This window comes from Mycobacterium sp. 134, assembly GCF_048282715.1.
GTDB lineage: Bacteria > Actinomycetota > Actinomycetes > Mycobacteriales > Mycobacteriaceae > Mycobacterium > Mycobacterium septicum.
Genome location: NZ_JBLVUN010000008.1, coordinates 6052636 through 6073075, shown reverse-complemented (window position 1 = coordinate 6073075; position 20440 = coordinate 6052636). Strand labels below are relative to the sequence as shown.

General features: G+C 68.4%; 14 protein-coding genes. 9 read left to right on the top strand and 5 right to left on the bottom strand.

The window, feature by feature from the left end:
* The first annotated feature begins 125 nt into the window (after positions 1 to 125).
* The 5 genes from ACNQVK_RS33955 (at position 126) to ACNQVK_RS33935 (ending at position 5680) form a co-directional block, all read left to right on the top strand.
* Entirely contained in the window at positions 126 to 1757 is a 1632-nt protein-coding gene (locus ACNQVK_RS33955; RefSeq protein WP_418033162.1) for a hypothetical protein, read from the top strand.
* A 98-nt stretch (positions 1758 to 1855) separates the two neighbouring features.
* Positions 1856 to 3187, top strand: coding sequence for a UDP-glucose dehydrogenase family protein (locus tag ACNQVK_RS33950; RefSeq protein ID WP_276125959.1), 1332 nt, complete (start codon positions 1856 to 1858; stop codon positions 3185 to 3187).
* Positions 3188 to 3225: 38 nt separating this feature from the next.
* On the top strand, positions 3226 to 4539 hold the full coding sequence (locus tag ACNQVK_RS33945) for a cytochrome P450 (RefSeq protein WP_418033160.1): 1314 nt from the start codon (positions 3226 to 3228) through the stop codon (positions 4537 to 4539).
* Between the two features lies 1 nt (position 4540).
* The gene (locus ACNQVK_RS33940; protein ID WP_418033158.1) at positions 4541 to 5293 is read left to right on the top strand and encodes a maleylpyruvate isomerase family mycothiol-dependent enzyme; all 753 of its coding nucleotides are present in this window, start codon (positions 4541 to 4543) and stop codon (positions 5291 to 5293) included.
* Positions 5294 to 5311: 18 nt separating this feature from the next.
* Positions 5312 to 5680, top strand: a complete 369-nt coding sequence (locus ACNQVK_RS33935) for a nuclear transport factor 2 family protein (RefSeq protein WP_418033157.1) — start codon at positions 5312 to 5314, stop codon at positions 5678 to 5680.
* On the opposite strand, the gene ACNQVK_RS33930 is transcribed toward ACNQVK_RS33935, so the two are convergent.
* Together ACNQVK_RS33930 and ACNQVK_RS33925 are read right to left on the bottom strand one after the other, a co-directional pair.
* Positions 5655 to 6902: a YibE/F family protein gene (locus ACNQVK_RS33930; RefSeq protein ID WP_418033155.1), complete on the bottom strand. Its 1248-nt coding sequence runs from the start codon at positions 6900 to 6902 to the stop codon at positions 5655 to 5657. The genes ACNQVK_RS33935 and ACNQVK_RS33930 overlap by 26 nt on opposite strands.
* A gap of 40 nt (positions 6903 to 6942) precedes the next feature.
* A complete protein-coding gene (locus tag ACNQVK_RS33925; RefSeq protein WP_418033153.1) occupies positions 6943 to 8214 on the bottom strand; it encodes a pyridoxal phosphate-dependent aminotransferase in 1272 nt (423 codons plus the stop codon).
* A gap of 254 nt (positions 8215 to 8468) precedes the next feature.
* Here ACNQVK_RS33925 and ACNQVK_RS33920 point away from each other — a divergent pair, with 254 nt between their 5' ends.
* On the top strand, positions 8469 to 8717 hold the full coding sequence (locus tag ACNQVK_RS33920; protein ID WP_418033151.1) for a hypothetical protein: 249 nt from the start codon (positions 8469 to 8471) through the stop codon (positions 8715 to 8717).
* A gap of 66 nt (positions 8718 to 8783) precedes the next feature.
* On the opposite strand, the gene ACNQVK_RS33915 is transcribed toward ACNQVK_RS33920, so the two are convergent.
* The 3 genes from ACNQVK_RS33915 to ACNQVK_RS33905 all read right to left on the bottom strand — a co-directional run bounded on the left by ACNQVK_RS33915 (position 8784) and on the right by ACNQVK_RS33905 (position 16343).
* Positions 8784 to 11891, bottom strand: a complete 3108-nt coding sequence (locus ACNQVK_RS33915; protein WP_418033149.1) for a heterodisulfide reductase-related iron-sulfur binding cluster — start codon at positions 11889 to 11891, stop codon at positions 8784 to 8786.
* 149 nt (positions 11892 to 12040) lie between these two features.
* Positions 12041 to 14560: an isoniazid response ATPase/transcriptional regulator IniR gene (gene iniR / locus ACNQVK_RS33910; RefSeq protein WP_418033147.1), complete on the bottom strand. Its 2520-nt coding sequence runs from the start codon at positions 14558 to 14560 to the stop codon at positions 12041 to 12043.
* 10 nt (positions 14561 to 14570) lie between these two features.
* A complete protein-coding gene (locus ACNQVK_RS33905) occupies positions 14571 to 16343 on the bottom strand; it encodes an Hsp70 family protein (protein WP_418033146.1) in 1773 nt (590 codons plus the stop codon).
* Between the two features lie 196 nt (positions 16344 to 16539).
* Between ACNQVK_RS33905 and ACNQVK_RS33900 the strand changes: the two genes are divergently transcribed.
* The 3 genes from ACNQVK_RS33900 (at position 16540) to iniA (ending at position 20418) form a co-directional block, all read left to right on the top strand.
* Positions 16540 to 17088, top strand: coding sequence for an Rv0340 family IniB-related protein (locus tag ACNQVK_RS33900; protein ID WP_418033144.1), 549 nt, complete (start codon positions 16540 to 16542; stop codon positions 17086 to 17088).
* A gap of 282 nt (positions 17089 to 17370) precedes the next feature.
* Positions 17371 to 18468 (top strand): IniB N-terminal domain-containing protein, encoded by a 1098-nt coding sequence (locus ACNQVK_RS33895; protein WP_044515303.1) that lies wholly within the window; start codon positions 17371 to 17373, stop codon positions 18466 to 18468.
* A gap of 96 nt (positions 18469 to 18564) precedes the next feature.
* A complete protein-coding gene (gene iniA, locus ACNQVK_RS33890; protein WP_418033142.1) occupies positions 18565 to 20418 on the top strand; it encodes an isoniazid-induced dynamin-like GTPase IniA in 1854 nt (617 codons plus the stop codon).
* Positions 20419 to 20440: the final 22 nt, after the last annotated feature.

Below are 20440 nucleotides of genomic sequence, written 5' to 3'. Positions count from 1 at the left end.
GTAGCTAATCCGCCCGGGTGTAACGATCGAGCAGGTTGCACCGATGAAGGTTCTAGTTGTCGGCTCGTGCGGCATGTGTGCGTAATGGCGACAAACGCAGTGCAGCAAACACATTGGAGGGCTTGGTGGACATCGTATTGGGTGTGGCGATGGCACCTACGACAGTCCGCATGGTGCTGGTCGAGGGGGAGAAAGCCGACGGGGTAACCGTCGATCATGACGTTTTCGACGTCACCTCTGTTGATGATTCGGCAACCATCAGTGCGGCCGATCAGGTCGTCGCCGCGATCCTTGGAACCCGGGAGAGCGCCACCACCGGTGGGCACCATCTGAAGTCGATCGGCGTCACGTGGACCGACCACTCGGACGCGGCCACCCTGCGCGACACACTGTCCGCGCACGGCATCGACGACGTCATGCTGGTCTCCGAAGGGCACGCCGCCGCAGCGCTGGCCCAGGCGGTCGGCCGGGCGGTCGGTTATGACACCACGGCGCTGCTGTTCATCGACCGTGACACCGCGACGCTGTCGGTGGTGAAGACCGACGACGGCTCGGTGGTCAAGGTCCTGGGCCGGTCCCTGCACAGCGCCGACGCCATGGCCGTGCTCACCGATATGGCCGCCGCGGTGGACGCCGCCGAATCCGCGCCGGACGGCATGTTCGTCCTCGGCTCCGGAGTGGACGTCGCCTCGGTCAAGGCGCATCTGGAAAACCTGGTGTCGCTGCCGATCAATGCTCCCGACGAGCCGGAGATGGCGCTGGCCCGCGGCGCGGCACTCGCGTCGGCCAACGCTCCGGCGTTCGAGGCCACCACGGTCGGCTTGGCCTATTCGCAAGATCCCGACGGCACCACCGCCGGCAGCGCCTACGGGTTGGCCGGGCTGGCCACCGAGATGGCCCCGGTCGGTGCCGATTCTGTCCACGGGGTGGACCTCGTCGCCGACGAGATGCCGATGGACGAGGAACGCAAACCGTTCCTGCTGGTCGGTTCCGCGTTGACCTCGGTGTTCGTGGTTGGTGTTGTCGCGCTGGTTATTTCGCTCGCGGTGAGCATCCGGCCGACGGTCGATCAGCGGCCCGCACCGGCACAGGGCGCGGTTGCTCCCAGCGCGCCGGCCAAGCTGCCCGCCCCCGCGCCGCCGCCGGAAGCCGCCATCCCGCCGCCGCCGGCCCCGCCGCCAGAGACCATCAAGGCGCCGATCCCGGTTGTGCAGGAAGCCCCGGCACCCGCACCGCAGGCTCCGCCGCGCACCGTCTACGTCGAGCAGCCCGCCGCGGCCCCGCCGCCTGCGCCTGAGGCACCCGCTCCGGCACCCGAGGCTCCGGCGCCCGCACCGATCCCGGTGGCGCCGCCGCCGGCACCGGTCTACAACCCGCCGGCGCCGTACATCCCGCCGCTGGTCGTGCTGCCGCCCGCGCCGCGGCTGCCGAACATCTTCCGTCCGCCCTGGGACCCGCCACAGCGTCAGCCGTGGGATCCGCCGTCGCGGCACGAGCCCCAAACTCCGCAGTGGCCCGGTTCAGGCTCGGATGACTGGGAACCGGGATCGGGTTCAGGCCCGAGCTCGGGCTGGAACCCGGGCCGGGGCTCGGGTGACTGGAATCCCGGCCGCTCCGGCGGCTCAGGTGACTGGAATCCGGGACGCTCCGGTGGCTCGGGCGACTGGAACCCGGGTGGATCCGGCTCCGGTGGTTCGCGCGGCTCGGGCGGTGGCAATGGGCCGATGTGGCCCTTCCCGTCATTCGGCGGGCACTGACGCTCATTTAGGGCGCCGCCTCCAACCGTTACCTGACGTTGGCCTGCCGCTCAGTGTCACGTAGCAGCTAGCTCATACTGGCCGCCTATCCAGGCAGTATGCGATGCACCGTTTTCGGTACCGGCTATCTGGGCGCGACACATGCGGCGGGTATGGCCGAACTCGGCCACGAGGTGATCGGGGTCGACATCGACCCGGGCAAGGTGGCCAAACTCGCCGCCGGCGACATCCCGTTCTACGAGCCCGGTCTGCGCAAGGTGCTCAACGACAACCTGTCGGCCGGGCGGCTGCGGTTCACCACCGACTATGACGAGGCGGCCGACTTCGCCGACGTGCACTTCCTCGGCGTCGGTACCCCGCAGAAGAAGGGCGACTACAGCGCCGACCTGCGTCACGTGCACGCCGTCATCGACACCCTGGTGCCACGGCTGCGCCGCTCCGCGGTGATCGTCGGCAAGTCCACCGTCCCGGTCGGCACGGCGGCCGACCTGGCCGAGCGGGCCCGAGGGCTGGCTCCGGCGGGTGTGGACGTCGAGGTGGCCTGGAACCCGGAGTTCCTCCGCGAGGGATACGCCGTGCACGACACGTTGCACCCGGATCGCATTGTGGTTGGTGTGCAGCATGATTCGTCACGCTCCGAATCCGAGGTCCGCGAGCTCTACGCCCCGCTGATCGCCGAAGGGGTGCCGTTCCTGGTCACCGATCTGCAGACCGCCGAGCTGGTCAAGGTGTCGGCCAACGCCTTCCTGGCCACCAAGATCTCGTTCATCAACGCGATCTCCGAGGTGTGTGAGGCCACCGGCGCCGATGTCACGCTGCTGGCCGACGCGCTGGGTTACGACCCCCGCATCGGGCGCCGATTCCTCAACGCGGGCTTGGGTTTCGGTGGCGGTTGCCTGCCCAAGGACATCCGGGCGTTCATGGCCCGCGCCGGTGAGCTCGGCGCCAACCACGCGCTGACGTTCCTGCGCGAGGTCGACAGCATCAACATGCGCCGCCGCACCGCCATGGTGGAGCTGACCACCCGGGCCTGCGGCGGATCCCTGCTGGGCGCCAACATCGCGGTCCTCGGCGCGGCCTTCAAACCGGAATCCGACGATGTCCGCGACTCACCCGCGCTCAACGTCGCCGGCATGCTGCAACTGAACGGCGCCGCGGTCAACGTGTACGACCCCAAGGCGATGGACAACTCGCAGCGGGTGTTTCCCACGCTGAACTACTCCACCTCGGTCATCGAAGCCTGTGACCGGGCCGACGCGGTGCTGGTGCTCACCGAGTGGGCCGAGTTCGTCGATCTGGACCCGGCCGAGCTGGCCGACACGGTGCGCGTCAAAGTCGTTGTGGACGGCCGCAATTGCCTGGACGCGCAGCGGTGGCGGGAAGCCGGGTGGCGTGTCTACGCGTTGGGGCGCCCCGTCGCCACTGTTTGACACTTGTAGAACAAATTCTGCGGTCGTAGGCTCGGGCCATGCGGGAACGAATCCGGTGGATGGCCCTGCACGGGGTGGTTCGAGGCATTTCTGCGTTCGGGATGCGTCACGGGGATCCGCAGGCTCGGCTCATCGCCGACCCGGCGGTGCGGGCCGACCCGGCGCCCTTCGCCGACGAGATGCGCCGTCGCGGACCGATCGTGCGTGGCCGCGCACTACTGATGACTTTCCACCACGACGTGGCCACCGAGCTGCTCCGCTCCGATGACTTCCGGGTGTCGCGGCTCGGCGGCAACCTGCCGAAGCCGCTGCGCTGGGTGGCCGACAAGACCGACACGGGGTCGCTGCACCCGCTGCTGCCGCCGTCGCTGCTCGCGGTGGAACCACCCGATCACACGCGCTACCGCAAGCTGGTCTCCTCGGTGTTCACCACCCGCGCCGTCGCTCGGCTGCGCGAACGGGTTCAGGAGACCGCCAACGACCTGCTGGACGCGATGGACGACGACGGTGTGGTCGACATCGTCGACCGGTACTGCGCCCAGCTGCCGGTCGCGGTGATCAGCGACATCCTGGGTGTCCCCGACGCCGACCGGCCGCAGATCCTGCGGTTCGGCGAGCTCGGCGCGCCGAGCCTGGACATCGGGCTGACGTGGCGGGAGTACCAGGAGGTGAACTCCGGCATCAGGGGATTCGAGTCGTGGCTGACCGATCACCTGCGTCAGCTGCGGCGCAACCCCGGTGAGGATCTGCTCAGCCAGATCATCCAGGCCTCCGATGCCGGTGCCGCCGGGGAACCGCTCAACGAGGCCGAGCTGCGGGCGCTGGCCGGTCTGGTGCTGGCGGCCGGGTTCGAGACCACGGTCAACTTGCTGGGCAACGGCATCCGCATGCTGCTCGACCATCCCGAACACCTCACCACCCTGGCCGCGCGCCCCGAGTTGTGGCCGAACACGGTGGAGGAGATCCTGCGGCTGGACTCCCCGGTGCTGATGAGTGCGCGGGTGGCCCTCCGCGACACCGAAGTGGCCGGAACCCCGGTGCAGACCGGAGAACTCGTCATCGTGCATCTCGCCGGGGCGAATCGAGACCCCGCGATGTTCGCCGATCCGCACCGCTTCGACATCGAACGTGACAACGCCGGACGGCACCTGTCGTTCTCCGGTGGCCGCCACTTCTGCCTCGGTGCGGCCCTCGCCCGGGCCGAGGGCCAGGTCGGCCTGCAGACGTTCTTCGACCGCTTCCCCGACGCGCGGGCGGCAGGCGAAGGCAGCCGTCGGGAGACCCGGATTCTGCGTGGCTGGTCGACTCTGCCGATCGCGCTCGGGAAGGCACGCACAGCGGTAAGTTCGTGACGTGGACTTCCGAGCTGCACTGCTCGACCAGACCCGGTCCTTCGGGGAGCTGATCGCCTCCAGCGATCCTGAGACGCCGGTGCCGACGTGTCCGGAGTGGACGCTCAAGCAACTGTTCCGCCACGTCGGGCGCGGAAACCGTTGGGCGGCACAGATTATCTCGGAGCGCCGGGTATCGACTCTCGACCCGCGTGAGGTCCACGAGGGTAAGCCGCCCGATGATCCCGACGCCGCGATCGAGTGGCTCAACGCGGGTGCGGCCCTGGTGCTCAAGGCCGTCGATCAGGTCGGTACCGATACCCGGGTGTGGACGTTCCTCGGCCCCAAACCCGGGGGCTGGTGGATCCGGCGGCGCGTACACGAGGCGGCCGTCCACCATGCTGATGCGGCGCTGGCCGTGGGAACCGCGTTCGAGCTGCCGGCCGACCTGGCCGCAGACGCCGTCAGTGAATGGCTGGAGATCTCCACCGGCATGGCCAACAAACGGCACGGAGAACCGCTCGCGTTGGGCTCCAGCATCCACCTGCACGCGACCGACGACGGTCTGGGCCCCACGGGGGAGTGGACGGTGGAGCACGACGAGGACGGGCTCGGGTGGTCCCACAGCCACGGCAAGGGCACTGTCGCGCTGCGCGGGCCGGCCCGGGACCTGTTGTTGGCCGTCACGCGGCGGCGCGGCGCAGCCGAACTCGGGCTCGAGGTGTTCGGCGACACCGCGACGTGGGACGCCTGGCTCGAACGCACACCGTTCTGAGTGGCGTACGTTTCGTTCATGACCACATCCGAGATCGCCACGGTTCTGGCCTGGCATGACGCGCTGAACGACAACGACATCGACACCCTGATCGCTCTGTCCAGCGACGACATCGAGTTGGGCGATGCCAATGGGGCCGCCCAGGGGCATGCCGCCCTGGCCGACTGGGCCGGATCCGCCGGCGACACCGTGACCCCGGGGCGGATGTTCGTGCACGACGGCGTGGTCGTCGTCGAACAGACCGTGCGGGCCGCGGACGGCACGGCTCACTCCGGTGCTGCCGCATTCCGGGTGGTGCACGACCACGTCACCTCGGTGTTTCGCCACGACACGCTGGCCGCCGCGCTGGCTGCGACCGAACTCACCGAGAAGGACCTCGCGGGCTGACGCCTGTCGTCGGCGTCGCCAGCACCGCGGCGATTCCCGTCGTCAACGGGACCGACAGCGCCAGGGCGATACCGCCCACCGCGGAACGGGCGATCTCGATGGCCACGCTCTCACCCGTCAGCACGTCGGCCAACGACCGGTTGGCCACGCTGAACAGCAGCAGCAGCGGCAGGGCGCTGCCGGCATACGCCAGCACCAGGGTGTAGACGGTGCTGGCGATGTGGTCGCTGCCCACCCGCATGGCGCCGATGAAAACCGAGCGTCGGCTCCCGCCGTGCTCGGCGAGTTCGAACACCGCCGAGGCTTGGGTGATGGTCACGTCGTTGAGCACACCGAGTGAGCCGATGATGAACCCGGCCAACAGCAGTCCGGTGATCGACACATTGCCCATGTACGCCGCGACTTCGTTGTTCTGGTCTTCGGACAGGCCCGTCAAGTGGGCCAATTCGATTGCTGCCCAAGACAATATGGCGGCCAGTAACAATGACGTGAGGGTGCCCAGCAGGGCCGCGCTGGTGCGCAGGCTGACGCCGTGGGCCAGATAGATCACCGCGTACAGAATGGCTGCCGAGGCCACCAGTGACACCGGGACCGCGGGGGCGCCGTCGCGCAGCGCGGGTAACAGGAAGATCATCAGCACGGCGAACGCCACCACGATGCCGATGATGGCCCGCAACCCGCGCCAGCGTGCCACCGCCACGATCACCACGGCGAACACCGACGCCAGGGCGATCAACGGCCAGGTGCGCTCGTAGTCGAAGAACGCGTAGCTCGTCGTGCCGGCCTCATCGACCTGGCGGCTCACCCGGATATTGTCTCCGGCAGCAAGATTGGGCTGCCCGGGCCCGGTGGTGAACTCCAGCAGTGTCTTGGCGCCCTTGTTCGGGCCCGAATCGATGGACACCAGGTTCTGCACACACGTGCCGCCGCCCGGGACGGCCGGCCGCGGCGCGGACGTCAACACGCCCCCGGCGGACGGGCTGCCGCAGTCGGCCAGGGTGCTGGACACCACGTGCCCGGCCTCGGTGGTGACGGCGCCGCCCGCGGCGTTCTGGAACGGCAGCGGGATGTCGACCTTCTGGTGGCTGGGCCACAGCACGGCGGCGCCCACGATGACCGCAAGGCCGATGGCGATCAACAGGCCGACGACGACGCGGGCGGCCAGCGGACCCAGCGGAGACGGGCCGGCCAGTGAATGAGAGTGGGAATGCGTGTGCGCCACCCCGACAGAGTAGAGGGGACGACTGGCTGGTTCCTGGCGCCTACTGGCGGTAACCGGCCAGGAAGTTGCCCAGCCGTTCGATGGCCTGGGCCAGGTCCCGTGCCCACGGCAGGGTGACGATGCGCAGGTGATCCGGTGTGGGCCAGTTGAATCCCGTGCCCTGCGTCAACAGGATCTTCTCCTGCAGCAGCAGGTCGAGCACCAGCTGCTCGTCGTCGTGGATGTCGTGCACCTCGGGATCGAGGCGCGGGAACGCGTACAGCGCACCTGCGGGCTTCACACAGGACACCCCGGGGATCTCATTGAGCTTCGTCCACGCGGTGTCACGCTGCTCGAGCAGTCGGCCGCCCGGCAACACCAGATCGTCGATGCTCTGATGTCCGCCCAGAGCGACCTGAATCGCATGCTGGGCAGGAACATTCGGGCACAACCGCATGTTCGACAGCAGGCTGATGCCCTCGATGAAGCTGCTCGCGTGCTCCTTGGGGCCGGTGATGACCAGCCAGCCGGACCGGTAGCCGGCCACCCGGTAGGCCTTGGACAGCCCGTTGAAGGTGAGGGTCAGCAGGTCGGGAGCGAGGGTCGCCAGCGAGATGTGCTTGGCGTCGTCGTAGAGGATCTTGTCGTAGATCTCGTCGGCCAGCAGCAGAAGCTGATGCTTGCGGGCCAACTCCACCATCTGCTCCAGGGTTTCGCGGCTGTACACCGCGCCCGTGGGGTTGTTCGGGTTGATCACCACGAGTGCCTTGGTGCGCTCGGTGATCTTGGACTCGATGTCGGCGACATCGGGATTCCAGCCCTGGGTCTCGTCGCACATGTAGTGCACCGGGGTGCCGCCGGCCAGCGCCGTCGAGGCTGTCCACAGCGGGTAGTCGGGGGCCGGGATGAGCACCTGATCGCCGTTGTCCAACAGTGCCTGCAGGGTCATGGTGATGAGCTCGGAGACGCCGTTGCCCAGATAGACGTCTTCGATGTCGAACCGGGGGAAACCCTCGACCAGTTCGTACCGGGTGAACACCGCGCGGCGCGCGCTGGCGATGCCCTTGGAGTCGGAGTAGCCCTGCGCGTTGGGCAGGGCCTGGATCATGTCGCGCATGATCACGTCGGGTGCCTCGAAGCCGAACGGCGCGGGGTTGCCGATGTTGAGCTTGAGGATGCGGTGCCCTTCAGCTTCCAGCCGCGAGGCCTGCTCGTGTACCGGTCCACGGATCTCGTACAGGACATCCTGCAGCTTCGTGGACTGGGTAAACGTACGCGGCTTCGGGTTCTGACCGGTATGCCACGGCAACTGATGGGTAGTCACGATCTCCATGGTCTCATCACCGTCCACTGATTTTGGAATTTGCCGATGATGTGGGTGGTCACCGCCACAGTCCGCCGATTTGCCAAGACCTGGCACATGTGGGCTTTCCTGCCATCCCTATGTCAACCAGCTGTGGGTTCGCTTGGGTGGCCGCGCGCCGCCGAAAAACCTGCGCAACCATGGCTGGAACACAAACGGCCGACGATTTGCCCAGGTCAAAGGGTATTTGAGTTGGCAACAGTTCAACACGATTGGCAATTCCCATGGCACGAACCACCAGCATTTTCCGAGCCAACACCCTGGCCGCGGCCTTCGGCGGCAGCGCCCTCGTCGCGATGGGTGTCCTCGCTGCGACTCTCGGCGGGACACAGCAGCAGGGCCCGGCGACCGTGGTCTCCGGCGGATCGATGACGCTCGGCGAAACCACGACCGTCACCTACACCGGCACGATCGCCCCCGCCGTCGCGGCGCCCGCGGTCAAGGCCAAGCCCTTCGGCGGCAGCGGCGGCTGATACCCCGGATACGCCGAACGGCCACCTCCTTGGTGGAGATGGCCGTTCGGTGCGTTAGGGAGTTGCTCAGCGCTTACCGGGACGCTTGACGCCGGCTTTCATGCCAAGACCCACGACCGGCGGTTCCGGCTTGGCGGGTTCGGCAGGCTTCTCAGCTGCCGGCGCGGCCGGTTCCGGTGCCGGCTCGGCAGCGGGAGCCGCAGGTGCCGCAGGAGCGGCGGGCGCAGCCGGGGCAGCCTTCTTGGCACCCGGGCGACGCGCGCCCGCGGCGATACCCAGACCGACCACCGGCGGTTCCGGCTTGGCCGGCTCTGCAGGTGCCGCGGCAGGTGCCTCAGCAGCCGGAGCCGTGGGCGCGGCGGGGGCGGCCGATGCTGCCGGAGCCGCCTTCTTGGCACCCGGACGCTTCGCGCCGGCCGCCATGCCCAGACCCTTGACGGGTGCCGCAGGCGCTGCCGGTGCCTCGGCTGCCGGAGCAGCCTCTGCGGGCGCAGCCGACGCCGCGGGAGCCGCAGCCTTCTTCGCGCCAGGACGCTTCGCGCCGCCGGCGATGCCCAGGCCCTTGACCGGAGCAGCCGGAGCGGCAGGTGCCTCGGCCGCGGGGGCAGCAGAGGCGGCCGGAGCCGCGGTCTTCTTGGCGCCCGGGCGCTTCGCGCCGCCGGCCATACCCAGCCCCTTGACGGGGGCCGCTGCCGCAGCCGGGGCGGCTGAGGCCTCGGCGGCCGGGGCCGCCTTCTTGGCACCGGGGCGCTTGGCCGCGCCCGCCATCCCCAAACCGGTCACCGGCTTGGCTTCGGCAGTGGTGGCCGCTGCCGGTGCCTCTTCTGCGATTTCCTCGACCGCCGGTGCGGCAGCCGCCGCCGCGGCTTCGGCCTTGGCCTCAGCCTCGGCGCGTGCCTCGGCCAGCTTCTCGGATTCCTTGGCCGCCGTGCCCTTTTCGGGCAGCTTGATGGCGCTCTTGTCCAGCGAGTTCAGCAGCAGCTGGGCCACGTCGAGCACTTCGGCCTTCTCGACGTTGCGGGAAGCCGCCACGTCGTCGACACCGTCGGTGATCATCACGCGGCAGAACGGGCAGCCGGTCGCGATGGTCGAGGCGGTGTCCATCGCCTCTTCGGTGCGCTCGACGTTCACGCGCTTGCCGATGTGCTCTTCCATCCACATCCGCGCGCCACCGGCACCACAGCACAGGCCGCGGTCGGCGTGGCGGGGCATTTCCTTCAGCGTCACGCCGGAAGCCTCGACCAGCTCACGCGGAGCCTCGTAGACCTTGTTGTGGCGGCCCAGGAAGCACGGATCGTGGTAGGTGACCTCGGGGCCGCCGGTGGACTTGACCGGCACCAGCTTCTTGTCCCGGACCAGGCGGTTGAGCAGCTGCGTGTGGTGCACCACGGTGTAGTTGGCGCCCAGCTGCGGGTACTCGCGGCCGATCGTGTTGAAGCAGTGCGGGCAGGTGACCACGATCTTGCGGTCGACCGTCTCGACACCCTCGAACAGCTCGTTGATGGTCTCGACGTTCTGCGCGGCCAGCTGCTGGAACAGGAACTCGTTGCCGGAGCGGCGAGCCGAGTCACCCGTGCAGGTCTCACCGGTGCCCAGCACCAGGAACTTCACGCCCGAGGCCGCCAGCAGTTCGGCGACGGCCTTGGTGGTCTTCTTGGCACGGTCCTCGTAGGCGCCGGCGCAACCGACCCAGAACAGGTACTCGAAGCCGTCGAAGCTCTCCACGTCCTCGCCGTAGACCGGGACGTCGAAGTCGACCTCGTCGATCCAGTTGGTGCGGTCCTTGGCGTTCTGGCCCCAGGGGTTGCCCTTGAGCTCAAGGTTCTTGAACAGCACGCCGAGCTCACCGGGGAACTCCGACTCGACCATGACCTGGTAGCGGCGCATGTCGACGATGTGGTCGATGTGCTCGATGTCGACCGGGCACTGCTCGACGCAGGCGCCACAGTTGGTGCAGGACCACAGCACGTCGGGGTCGATGACGCCGCCCTGCTCGGCGGTGCCGACCAGCGGACGCAGCGCCTGCTCGGCCCCCGATCCCTCGATGCGTGCGAAGCCGTCTTCGGGCACACCGTGCCCGTGCAGGCTGTCGCCCAGCGCGGCGAAGTCGACCGAGCCTTCCTCGGGAATCGCCTTGCCCTCGATGATGTAGGGAGCCTTCGCGAACAGGTGATCGCGCAGGTTCATCATCACGAGCTTGGGAGATAGCGGCTTACCGGTGTTCCAGGCCGGGCACTGCGACTGGCAACGACCGCACTCGGTGCAGGTCGCCATGTCGAGGTTGGCCTTCCAGGTGAAGTCCTCGATGCGGCCCTTGCCGAACACCGCGTCCTCGGCCGGATCCTCGAAGTCGATCTTCTCGCCCTTGTATTCCATCGGCAGCAGCGGGCCGAGGCCGTCGGGCAGACGCTTGAAGGTGACGTTGATCGGGGCGAGGCCGATGTGCAGGTGCTTGGAGTGCAGCACGATCAGCAGGAAGGCCAGCATGACGCCGAGGTGGGCGAGCAATGCGATGCTCTCCAGCCACACGTTGGCCGTGTGCCCCAGCGGGGCCAGCAGCGCGGCCATACCGTCGGAGAAGAAGGCGCCGGACTGGTACGGGAAGTTTTCGCCCAGCACGTTGACGGCCGCACCACGGAACACCGCGTAGGTCGCGATGACCAGGAAGATCATGATCAGGATCGTCCAGGCGCCGCCGTTGTGCGAGCCGTAGAAGCGGGACTCGCGGCCCAGCTGCTCGGGGTTCTTACGGATGCGGATGATCGCGAAGACGATGATGCCGGCCAGCACGGCGACGGCGAAGAAGTCCTGCAGGAAGCCCAGTACGGCCCAGCGGCCGACGAACGGGATGTGGAACTCAGGGTTGAACAGCACCCCGTAGGCCTCGAGGTACACCGTGGCGAGGACGAAGAAGCCCCACATCGTGAAGAAGTGCGCGATGCCGGGGATCGACCACTTCAGCAGCTTCGACTGGGCGAAGACTTCCTTGTTCTGGTTGAGGAAGCGCTGGACCAGATGGTCCTTGCGGCCACGCTCATCGCCAACCTTCTGCCCGGAGCTGATCAGCTTGGTCAGCCACAGCACGCGCTTGGCGGCGAACGCCAGCACTACGAGCGTGGCGAGCAGACCGATAATCAGCCGTGACAGAGTCAGAGTGTGTTCGAGACTCTCCACAGAAACGCCTCCATTTCGCGAGTTACCCGACGGTAACTTAGGCCTAGTTACCCGTCGGTAACTTAGCTTCCTTCAGCTCATAGTGACATTTACGAGTTTCTTGCCGCTACCGAGGCTTACCTAACTTGGAGGGGACTGTGGTACAGCTCTCAGCCCTGCGGCGCCAGCATCGCCCGCAACATGGACAACATTTCGGTGCGCGACTCGGCGCCGAGACGCCGCCGAATCCGGGCCACGTGATGCTCGACGGTCTTCGCCGAGATGAACAGCTGACTGCCGATATCGCGGTAGGGCATCCCCAGCAGCAGCAGTTCGGCCACCTCCCGCTCGCGGTCGGACAACTTGGTCGACGCCCGCCCCTGCACTGGCGTGGCGGGTGCGGCCGCCGGGGACGTCGACGCCACTGAGGCGACCCCTGAATCCGGTACGACCTCCTCGACCGCACTGGTCTGCTTGAGGTCACGGGCCAGTTGCAGCATCGCCTGGGACACCCGCGCGTCCGGGGTCTGCAGCGCTGCCTGGCTCGCCAGCCGGGTGCCGTCCCAGGTCAGGCCGAACTGAGACAGTGCCCGCGCCGCAGCCGTCACCTCGTCGACGTCGACGTGGTTGGCCAGTACCCGCAACCAGGTCCGCCCACCGTTGGCCAGTGCCCGGGCGAAGGCGCTCTGTCCGGCGGCAGCTGTCAGGGCCTGACCATGTGGGGCCACAGCCCCCGGGGAGTTGGCCAGAATTCCGGCGTGCACACCGGCCCAGTGCAGCGGCACCGACCACAGCACCGGGTTGCCGAGCGCTTCAAGCAGGTCCCACGCCTCGGACAGCGTGTGTTCCAGCCGGTCGACCTGACGCATGCGCGCGCCGGCCACCCACAACTCACCCAGCGGCAGCAGGGAGAACAGGTCGATCGAATACTCGGCGAGCACCTCCACCGCCGCGTACCAGTGCTTCTGCACCGCGCCGCTGTCCCCGCTGCGCCGGGCGATCGCGGTACGCAGCGCGGCCGCCCACAAGGCGTCGCGCCGGTGCAGGTCCTCGCCCGATTCGGCGGCCGCAGCGTCCGCACCGGCCGCGCCGAGCTGACCGTCCTGCATCTTCACCCAGCCCAGCAGCAGGCGGTGTCGGGCTGCGCTGAAAACCTCGTCACCCGCCCCGCCAGCGCGGACCGCCCGGCTGATCACACTGCGCGCCCGCACGGAATCGCCGCCGTGCAGCGCCGCGAGCGTCACCAACGCCGCAGGGGTATCGGGGGCGACGCCGGCGGCCTGATATTCGGATGTGACGGCCTGCCCCAGCCGGGCCACGGTCACCGCGAACGGTTGATCCAGTGACAGCACCAGACCTTCGGCGAGGCTTCGGGCCGCCCGTGCCGTCGAGGTGGGCGGCCCGGCCGCCTCGGTACTCGCAGACGCCCGCGCGGCCTCGCCGTCACCCGCCGCGAGGAAGGCGGTCGTGCTCGCTGAACTGACCAGGACGTCCGGATACGGGCCGAGCCACCGGAACAGATCGGCGGCCTGGGCCGCGCCGCCGTCGTGCATGGCGACACTGGCCGCGATCCGCACTGCGGTCGCCCGTTCGGCCGGGTCCTCGGAGCCGAGCAGTTCGTCGGCCATCCGGGCCGCGGTGGCGCAGTCTCCGGCCAGCGCCAGTGCATCGGCCAGCCGGGTGCTCACCGCCGCGGCGCCGGCCGTGACCGCGGCCCGGTAGAGCCGGGCCGCCCGCGCGGGCCGGGCGCGGTTGTGCGAGGCGTGCTCAGCGAGCGCCTCGGCCAGCCGGTCGTCGCGCAATCCGTGCTCGGCCAGCCGCACGGCGAGGTCGGCCGACAACGTGGACAGCTCGAGTTGTGAAGAGAGAAGCGAGGATTCGATCTCGTGATGGCGAGCGGCGCCGGCGATCTGGGCGAGTGATTCGTGAACCATCCGGACGAACCGCCGGTCATGTGACGGCTCCACCAACCCACCGGCCCGGGCCCGATCCACCAGGGCGGACGCTTCGGCACCGGTCAATCGCAGCGCCGCCGCCACGTCGTCGGGACCGAGATCGTGGCTCAACGACAGGATCAGCAGCGCGTCGCGGGTGTCGTCGTCAACTCTGCGCAGCCGTTGCAACAACGCGAACCGGGCGGCGTCGGCCGGCGCATCGACCGCATCCGCCTCGGCGCGCAACAGAAATGGCAATCCGGCGGTCGTGCTCAGCACCGATCTGACGGTCTCCTGGGTTGCCGGGGCTCCCAGTGCCGTGCTCAGGGTCCGGCCCACCTCGGCTGTCGGGATGGGCCCGAGCCGCACCACCGGATTCTCCCGCTCCAGCGCGGCGGCCAACGTGACCAACGACATGCGGTGGGTCAGCGGCTCACAGGCCACCACGACCGTCGCCGCCGGATCGGCGACTTTCTCTGCAAGACAGTCGATTTCACTATCCAGGAGAAAGTGCGCATCGTCGACGACGAATGCGGACTCCGGCGCGTCACCCGGCCGGGGCGCGCGGGTCAGAACGACGCGGCCGGCCTCACGCAGCGCGTTGCGGACCGCGGCGAGCGCCGTGCTCTTCCCGGTTCCGATGCCGCCCGACACCAACAGCTTGACCGGAGCAGCCGGGTCGGTCAGCACCTCGTCGATCGCCGATCGGGCAGCCAACGGAAGCTCCGGAACGGGCTCCGGCGCCGGGTCGGTCATCGGTGCCGGCCTAGGCGCCGCCGCCGCCCTCTGCCGCAGTGGTCGTCACCGGCGGCTGGGTGGTGGTCGGCGGTTGCGTCGTCGTCGGGGGCTGCGTGGTTGTCGTCGGCGGTTGCGTCGTGGTGGTCGTGGTGCGGGTCGTCGTGGTTGTCGACGGCGTGGTTGTCGTCGTCGTCGTTGTGGTGGTGGTCGGGCTGGTCGTCGTGGTGGTGGTTTCCGGTGCCGACGTCGTCGTCTCCGGGGGTGGGGGCGGTACCACGACGGTGGTGGTCTTGACCCCGTCGGGCCCCTCGGTCACGGTGGTGACCGGCTCGGGGGGCGGGCCTTCGGGCGACGGACCCATCGAATAGGTGGTACTGGTTTCGGTGACCGGAGTCGAATCCCCTTCGGAGCTGGTCAAAGTCACCGCGAGTCCACCGGCGGCCAGCAGGGCGGCCGCGGCCGCGGCTCCGAACAGGATCGGGGGGCGTTTGTACCAGGGGAGCGGCGCCGGTCCGGCGTCGTACATCTCTTCCTCGTGGCTGAACTCGACCGGTGGCCGCGCCGCCGTCATGCCTGCGGGAGTCTCGTACTCGCCGCCGGCATAGGGCACCGGCTCGTTTCCGGGCGCGTCATCCTCCGACCAGGCCAGGGCTGCTGAACTGGCGCCGGGGGCCATCGCGGTTGGAGCCATGCCCGTTGCGGCGTCGGCGGCGGTCACCTCGGGTGCCAAACCCGTTGGCGCATCGGCGGCCGCCACTGCGGGAGCCATGCCCGTCGCCGCGCCGGCCTCCGCGACGCGCTCGGCGACCAGGGCGGCCCCGACGGCCACATCCAGTTGGGGCCGCTGGGTTGTCACCACTGGTGCACGCAACCGCTCCGACACCCGCTGGGTCACCAACGGGATCGCCGCGCCGCCGCCCACGGTCGCCACCGCGTTCACGCTCGACAACGCAATGTTGTTGCGCTGCAACGTGTCTTCGACGACATCCAGCAGACCCGCCAGCGGCGCGGATACCAGTTGGTCGAGTTCGGGGCGGGTCACCCTGAACTCGGAGTTGAATCCGGGCAGTTCGGTGGGGATGGAGGTCGCCGTTTCGGCCGACAGCCGCTCCTTGGCCTGACGGCACTCGGCCCGCAGCCGCGCCAGCGAACCGACCGCTGCGGTGCCCGCCGGATCGGCGTCGCTGGCCGCCGCGATCCCGCTGAGCACATGGTTGAGCAACGCCTGGTCGATCTGGTCACCGGAGAAATCCGGATAACGGACCGTCTGCCCGATGGTGGCGAAACCCGCGCCGGCATCGGCCAGCGTGACGCTCGTGCCGCTGCCTCCGAAATCGCACAGCACCACGACACCCTCGGTGGGGAGCCCGGGATTGGCGCGCAGGGCCGCGAGTGCGGTGAGGGAGTCGGGCACCAGCGCCGGCGGCACGCCGCCAGGTGACAGTGCGGGCTTGTGGCGGATCGCGCCGCGCAACGCGCCGACGGTGCTCGGACCCCAGTGCGCCGGCACGGCGATCGCGACCGGCGAGCCACCGCCCGCGGCGCGGGCCATCACGTCCAGTGCCTCGGCCAGCACCAGTTCCCCGCGGTGCTGGGACCCGTCGGCGGCGACCAGGGGCACCGGGTCGCCGACCCGCTCGACGAATCCGGCCAGCGGCAATCCGCTGCCGGTGTATTCGCCCACGTCCGGAGCACGGTCGTTGTGCAAGGTGAAGATCGATCGGCGGATCACCGGTTGGCGGCCTTCGCGGGCTGCCACCAGGTTGGTCATCCCGATCGACAACCCCAGTGAGTCGGTCATCAGGCGTCACTCCCGTTGTCTCGGCCGAACCTCACCCTAACTGCTGGGACCCCCTGGGCCCGTGATTGAACCCCTAGTGGCGTCAATCCCCTAATGTCCACCCCCCTAACGGCGGCCGGGCAGGGGTGGGTTCGGCACCGATCCCAGCGCCCTCACAGCTGGCTAGCATTCAAATGAACTGTTGAGGAGGTGGAGCATGGCGAACACATTGCTGGACTTTGTGATGTCGCTGGTACGCGACCCCGATGCCGCTGCCCACTATGCCGCCGACCCGGCGCAGGCCATTGCCGATGCCCATCTGACAGACGTGACCAGCGCGGACGTCAACAACCTGATTCCCGTCGTATCGGAGTCGCTGTCCATGACCGGCCCCAACGCCGCGTTCGGCGACGTCGGTGCCACCGATCCGGGTGGCAACGTCTGGGCCAGCGGCGCGGCGACGGCGGCGTTCGACGCCTTCGGCGACCACATGCCGGTCGATGCCCCCAACGATGCCTGGGACTCGACGGCCGGCCAGGTCATCGATCAGTCCGCCGCTCTGGACCACCTGGTGTCCCCGGCTTCGGCCATCGACGACAGCAGCTTCGTGAATCAGCCGCTCGACGACGTATCGCTGCAGCTCAACGAACCGGTTATCGAGGATGCGCCAATCGTCGACCCGGCGCCGGCCCCCGATTGGGACCATCCGATCGTCGACGACCAACACCACACCGACAGTGGCGGCGGATTCGACATCTTCGACTGATCTGCCCCAGCGTTCCGATAAGCGCACGACCCAAGTGGTCGTGCGCTTATTGCGTTTAGCTGCGGAAACGTCAATAGATTCGGGGCTGCCCACCCCTGCCCCTAGGTATCCCCTAAGCCCCTATTGGGGCCACCCCCCGCACCCCGAGTAGGGGCGATACGGGGAGGGGAATCGACCCCGTTTCCGGGGCTGCGGCGCGCCAATAACGTTGTCTCCAGATCGCCGGAGAGCCCGGCGGGGGACTCACCAGAGACTCCCAGAAACATCCGAAAGGTTGGAGAAATGACCACTCTGATCGACTTCATCCTGGACCTGTTCCGTAGCCCCGCCTCGGCAGCTTCGTTCATCGCCGATCCGGACGGCAGCCTGCGTGACGCCGGCCTGCCCAACGTGACCGCGGCCCAGCTGCACGCCGTCGCGGCCACCGCAGCCCCGGCCGGCGTCCTGCTCGGCGGCGGCAACCCGGTGCTCGGCCTGCAGCGCGCGGTCGCCGATCACCACAGCATCCCAGCGCAGTTCGGCAACCAGGTCGCCTCACCGTTCTCCCCGCAGACGCAGGTGGCCAGCAACAACGACACCGAGTGGGCCAGCCACAACAACGTGCCGGTCATGAGCCCCAACCAGGACGCCGGCGCCAACGCCCAGCAGGGTGCGTTCAACCTCGGCTTCGGTGACATCACCCTCGGCGACAAGAGCACCAACACCGCCACCAACGGCGGCGTGGTGGTCGACGGCGAGAACAAGGGCGACATCGTCAGCGGTGACGGCGCGGTGCTCGGCGACGGCAACACCACCAACAACGGTGACGTCTGGGCGGGTTCCGGTTCGCACGTCAACGTCGGTGAGGGCAATGCCATCGAGGACAGCTCCCAGCACGCCGGTGGTGACGTGGTTTCCGGCAACGACGGCCCGGTGATCAAGGACGTCGACATGAGCGGCGGCCACGGCGGCGGTGCGTCGGGCGGTGACAGCCTGATCGGTATCGGCAGCGGCGGTGCGTCCGGTGGCGACGGCGGCAACGCCGGTTCGATCATCCTCACCGATGCCTCGACCCACGCGGTCGGCGGCAACCAGACCACGGTCGACGGTGACTACGGCAGCCGCAACACGCAGGACAACTCGACGCACACCTCGGTGCAGACCGAATCGACGCACAGCGTCGAGGACAACTCGTCGAGCTACACCTCGAACATCGGGTCGGGCAACGACACCGCGTTCGCGTCGAACAACGACACCGCGTCGCACAACGACACGTCCTTCGGATCGCACAACGACACCAGCTCGGCGCTGGGCTCGGGTAACAGCTACGACTCGCACTCGCAGTCCCACACCGACGTCGCGTCGCACAATGCGACCGACACCGGGTTCGACGCCTTCTGATCCGATCGCCACAACGGGCGGGGGCCATCCGTACGCGGGTGGTCCCCGCCCCATTGGCGCGCCTACCGTTGAGCCCGGCACGCAGGAGGGACTTCCATGACGCAACCCACTGACCCGCGCCCGGCCGCGGCGGGCGACCCGCGCAAGGTCAAGGTGATCGTCGAACTCATCGACCACACCAGCACGATCGCCGCCATCTACGATCGCGGCGATCTTGTGGAGCGCCTGAGGTTGGCGAAGGTGCGCATCAATGATCCGCAGATCCGGGTGGTCATCGCCGGCCAGCTCAAGCAGGGCAAGAGCCAGCTGCTGAACTCGCTGCTCAACATCCCGGTGGCCCGCGTCGGTGATGACGAATCCACCGTGCTGGCCACCGTCGTGGCCTACGGGGAGCAGGCATCCGCGCGCCTGGTGGTCGCCCGGCCCGACGGGGCCGAACCCGAACTGATCGACATCCCGCCGTCGGAGGTGACCAACGACCTGCGCCGCGCTCCACAGGCCGGCGGCCGTGAGGTGTTGCGGGTCGAGGTGACCGCCCCGAGCCCCCTGCTCAAGGGCGGGCTGGCCTTCGTCGACACCCCAGGTGTCGGCGGGCTCGGGCAGCCGCACCTTTCGGCGACCCTGGGCCTGCTGCCCGATGCCGACGCGCTGCTGATGGTCAGCGACACCAGCCAGGAATTCACCGAACCGGAAATGACCTTCATCCGGCAGGCGATCGAAATCTGCCCGGTGGCAACGATTGTCGCCACCAAGACCGATCTGTACCCGCACTGGCGTGAGATCGTCGGCGCCAACACGGGCCACCTGCAGCGGGCCGGCGTGAACGTTCCGATCACCCCGGTGTCCAGTGTGTTGCGCAGCCATGCGATCCAGCTCAACGACAAGGAACTCAACGAGGAGTCGAACTTCCCGGCCATCGTGAAGTTCCTGTCCGACCGGGTGCTGAACCGCGAGAGTGACCGGATCCGTGACGAGGTGGTGGCCGAAATTCATTCGGCCGCAGAGCATCTGCTGTTGTCCGTGAACTCCGAGCTGTCGGCCTTCACCGATCCGGATGAACGCGAGCGGCTCACCGCCGAGCTGGAGCGGCGTAAGCAGGAAGCCCAGGATGCCCTGCAGCAGACCGCGCTGTGGCAGCAGGTGCTCAACGACGGTATCGCCGACCTGACCGCCGATGTCGATCACGATCTGCGCCACCGGTTCCGCAACATCACCCAGCACGCCGAGAAGGTGATCGACAACGGCGACCCCACGCTGCACTGGGCCGAGATCGGCTCGGAGCTGGAGGAGGCGGTGGCCACCGCCGTCGGCGACAACTTCGTCTGGGCGTATCAGCGGGCGGAGGCACTGGCGGCTGAGGTGGCCCGCACCTTCACCGAGGCAGGCCTGGAGGCGGTGCAGCTGCCACAGATCGACGCCAGGGACATGGGCGCCGGATTCGGTGAGATGAAATCGCTGGCCCGGCTGGAGGCCAAACCGATCAAGGCCGGGCACAAGGTCATCACCGGTATGCGTGGGTCCTACGGCGGTGTTCTGATGTTCGGCATGCTCACCTCGTTCGCCGGTCTGGGCATGTTCAACCCGCTGTCGCTGGGCGCCGGTCTGGTGCTGGGCCGCAAGGCCTACAAGGAGGACATGGAGAACCGGATGCTCCGGGTCCGCGGTGAGGCCAAGACCAACATGCGCAAGTTCATCGACGACGTCGCCTTCGTGGTCGGCAAGGAATCGCGGGACCGCCTCAAGGGCATCCAGCGGCAACTGCGCGACCACTACCGCGGGATCGCCAACCAGACCACCCGCTCGCTCAACGAGTCGTTGCAGGCCACCCTCGCCGCGGCGAAGGTCGAGGAGAACGAGCGCAACACCCGAGTCAGGGAGCTGGAGCGTCAGAAGAACATCCTGACCCAGGTGGTCGACCACGCCACAGGTCTGGCAGGCGCGGGCAACTAAGCTCCAAGGGCTGGTTTTCGAT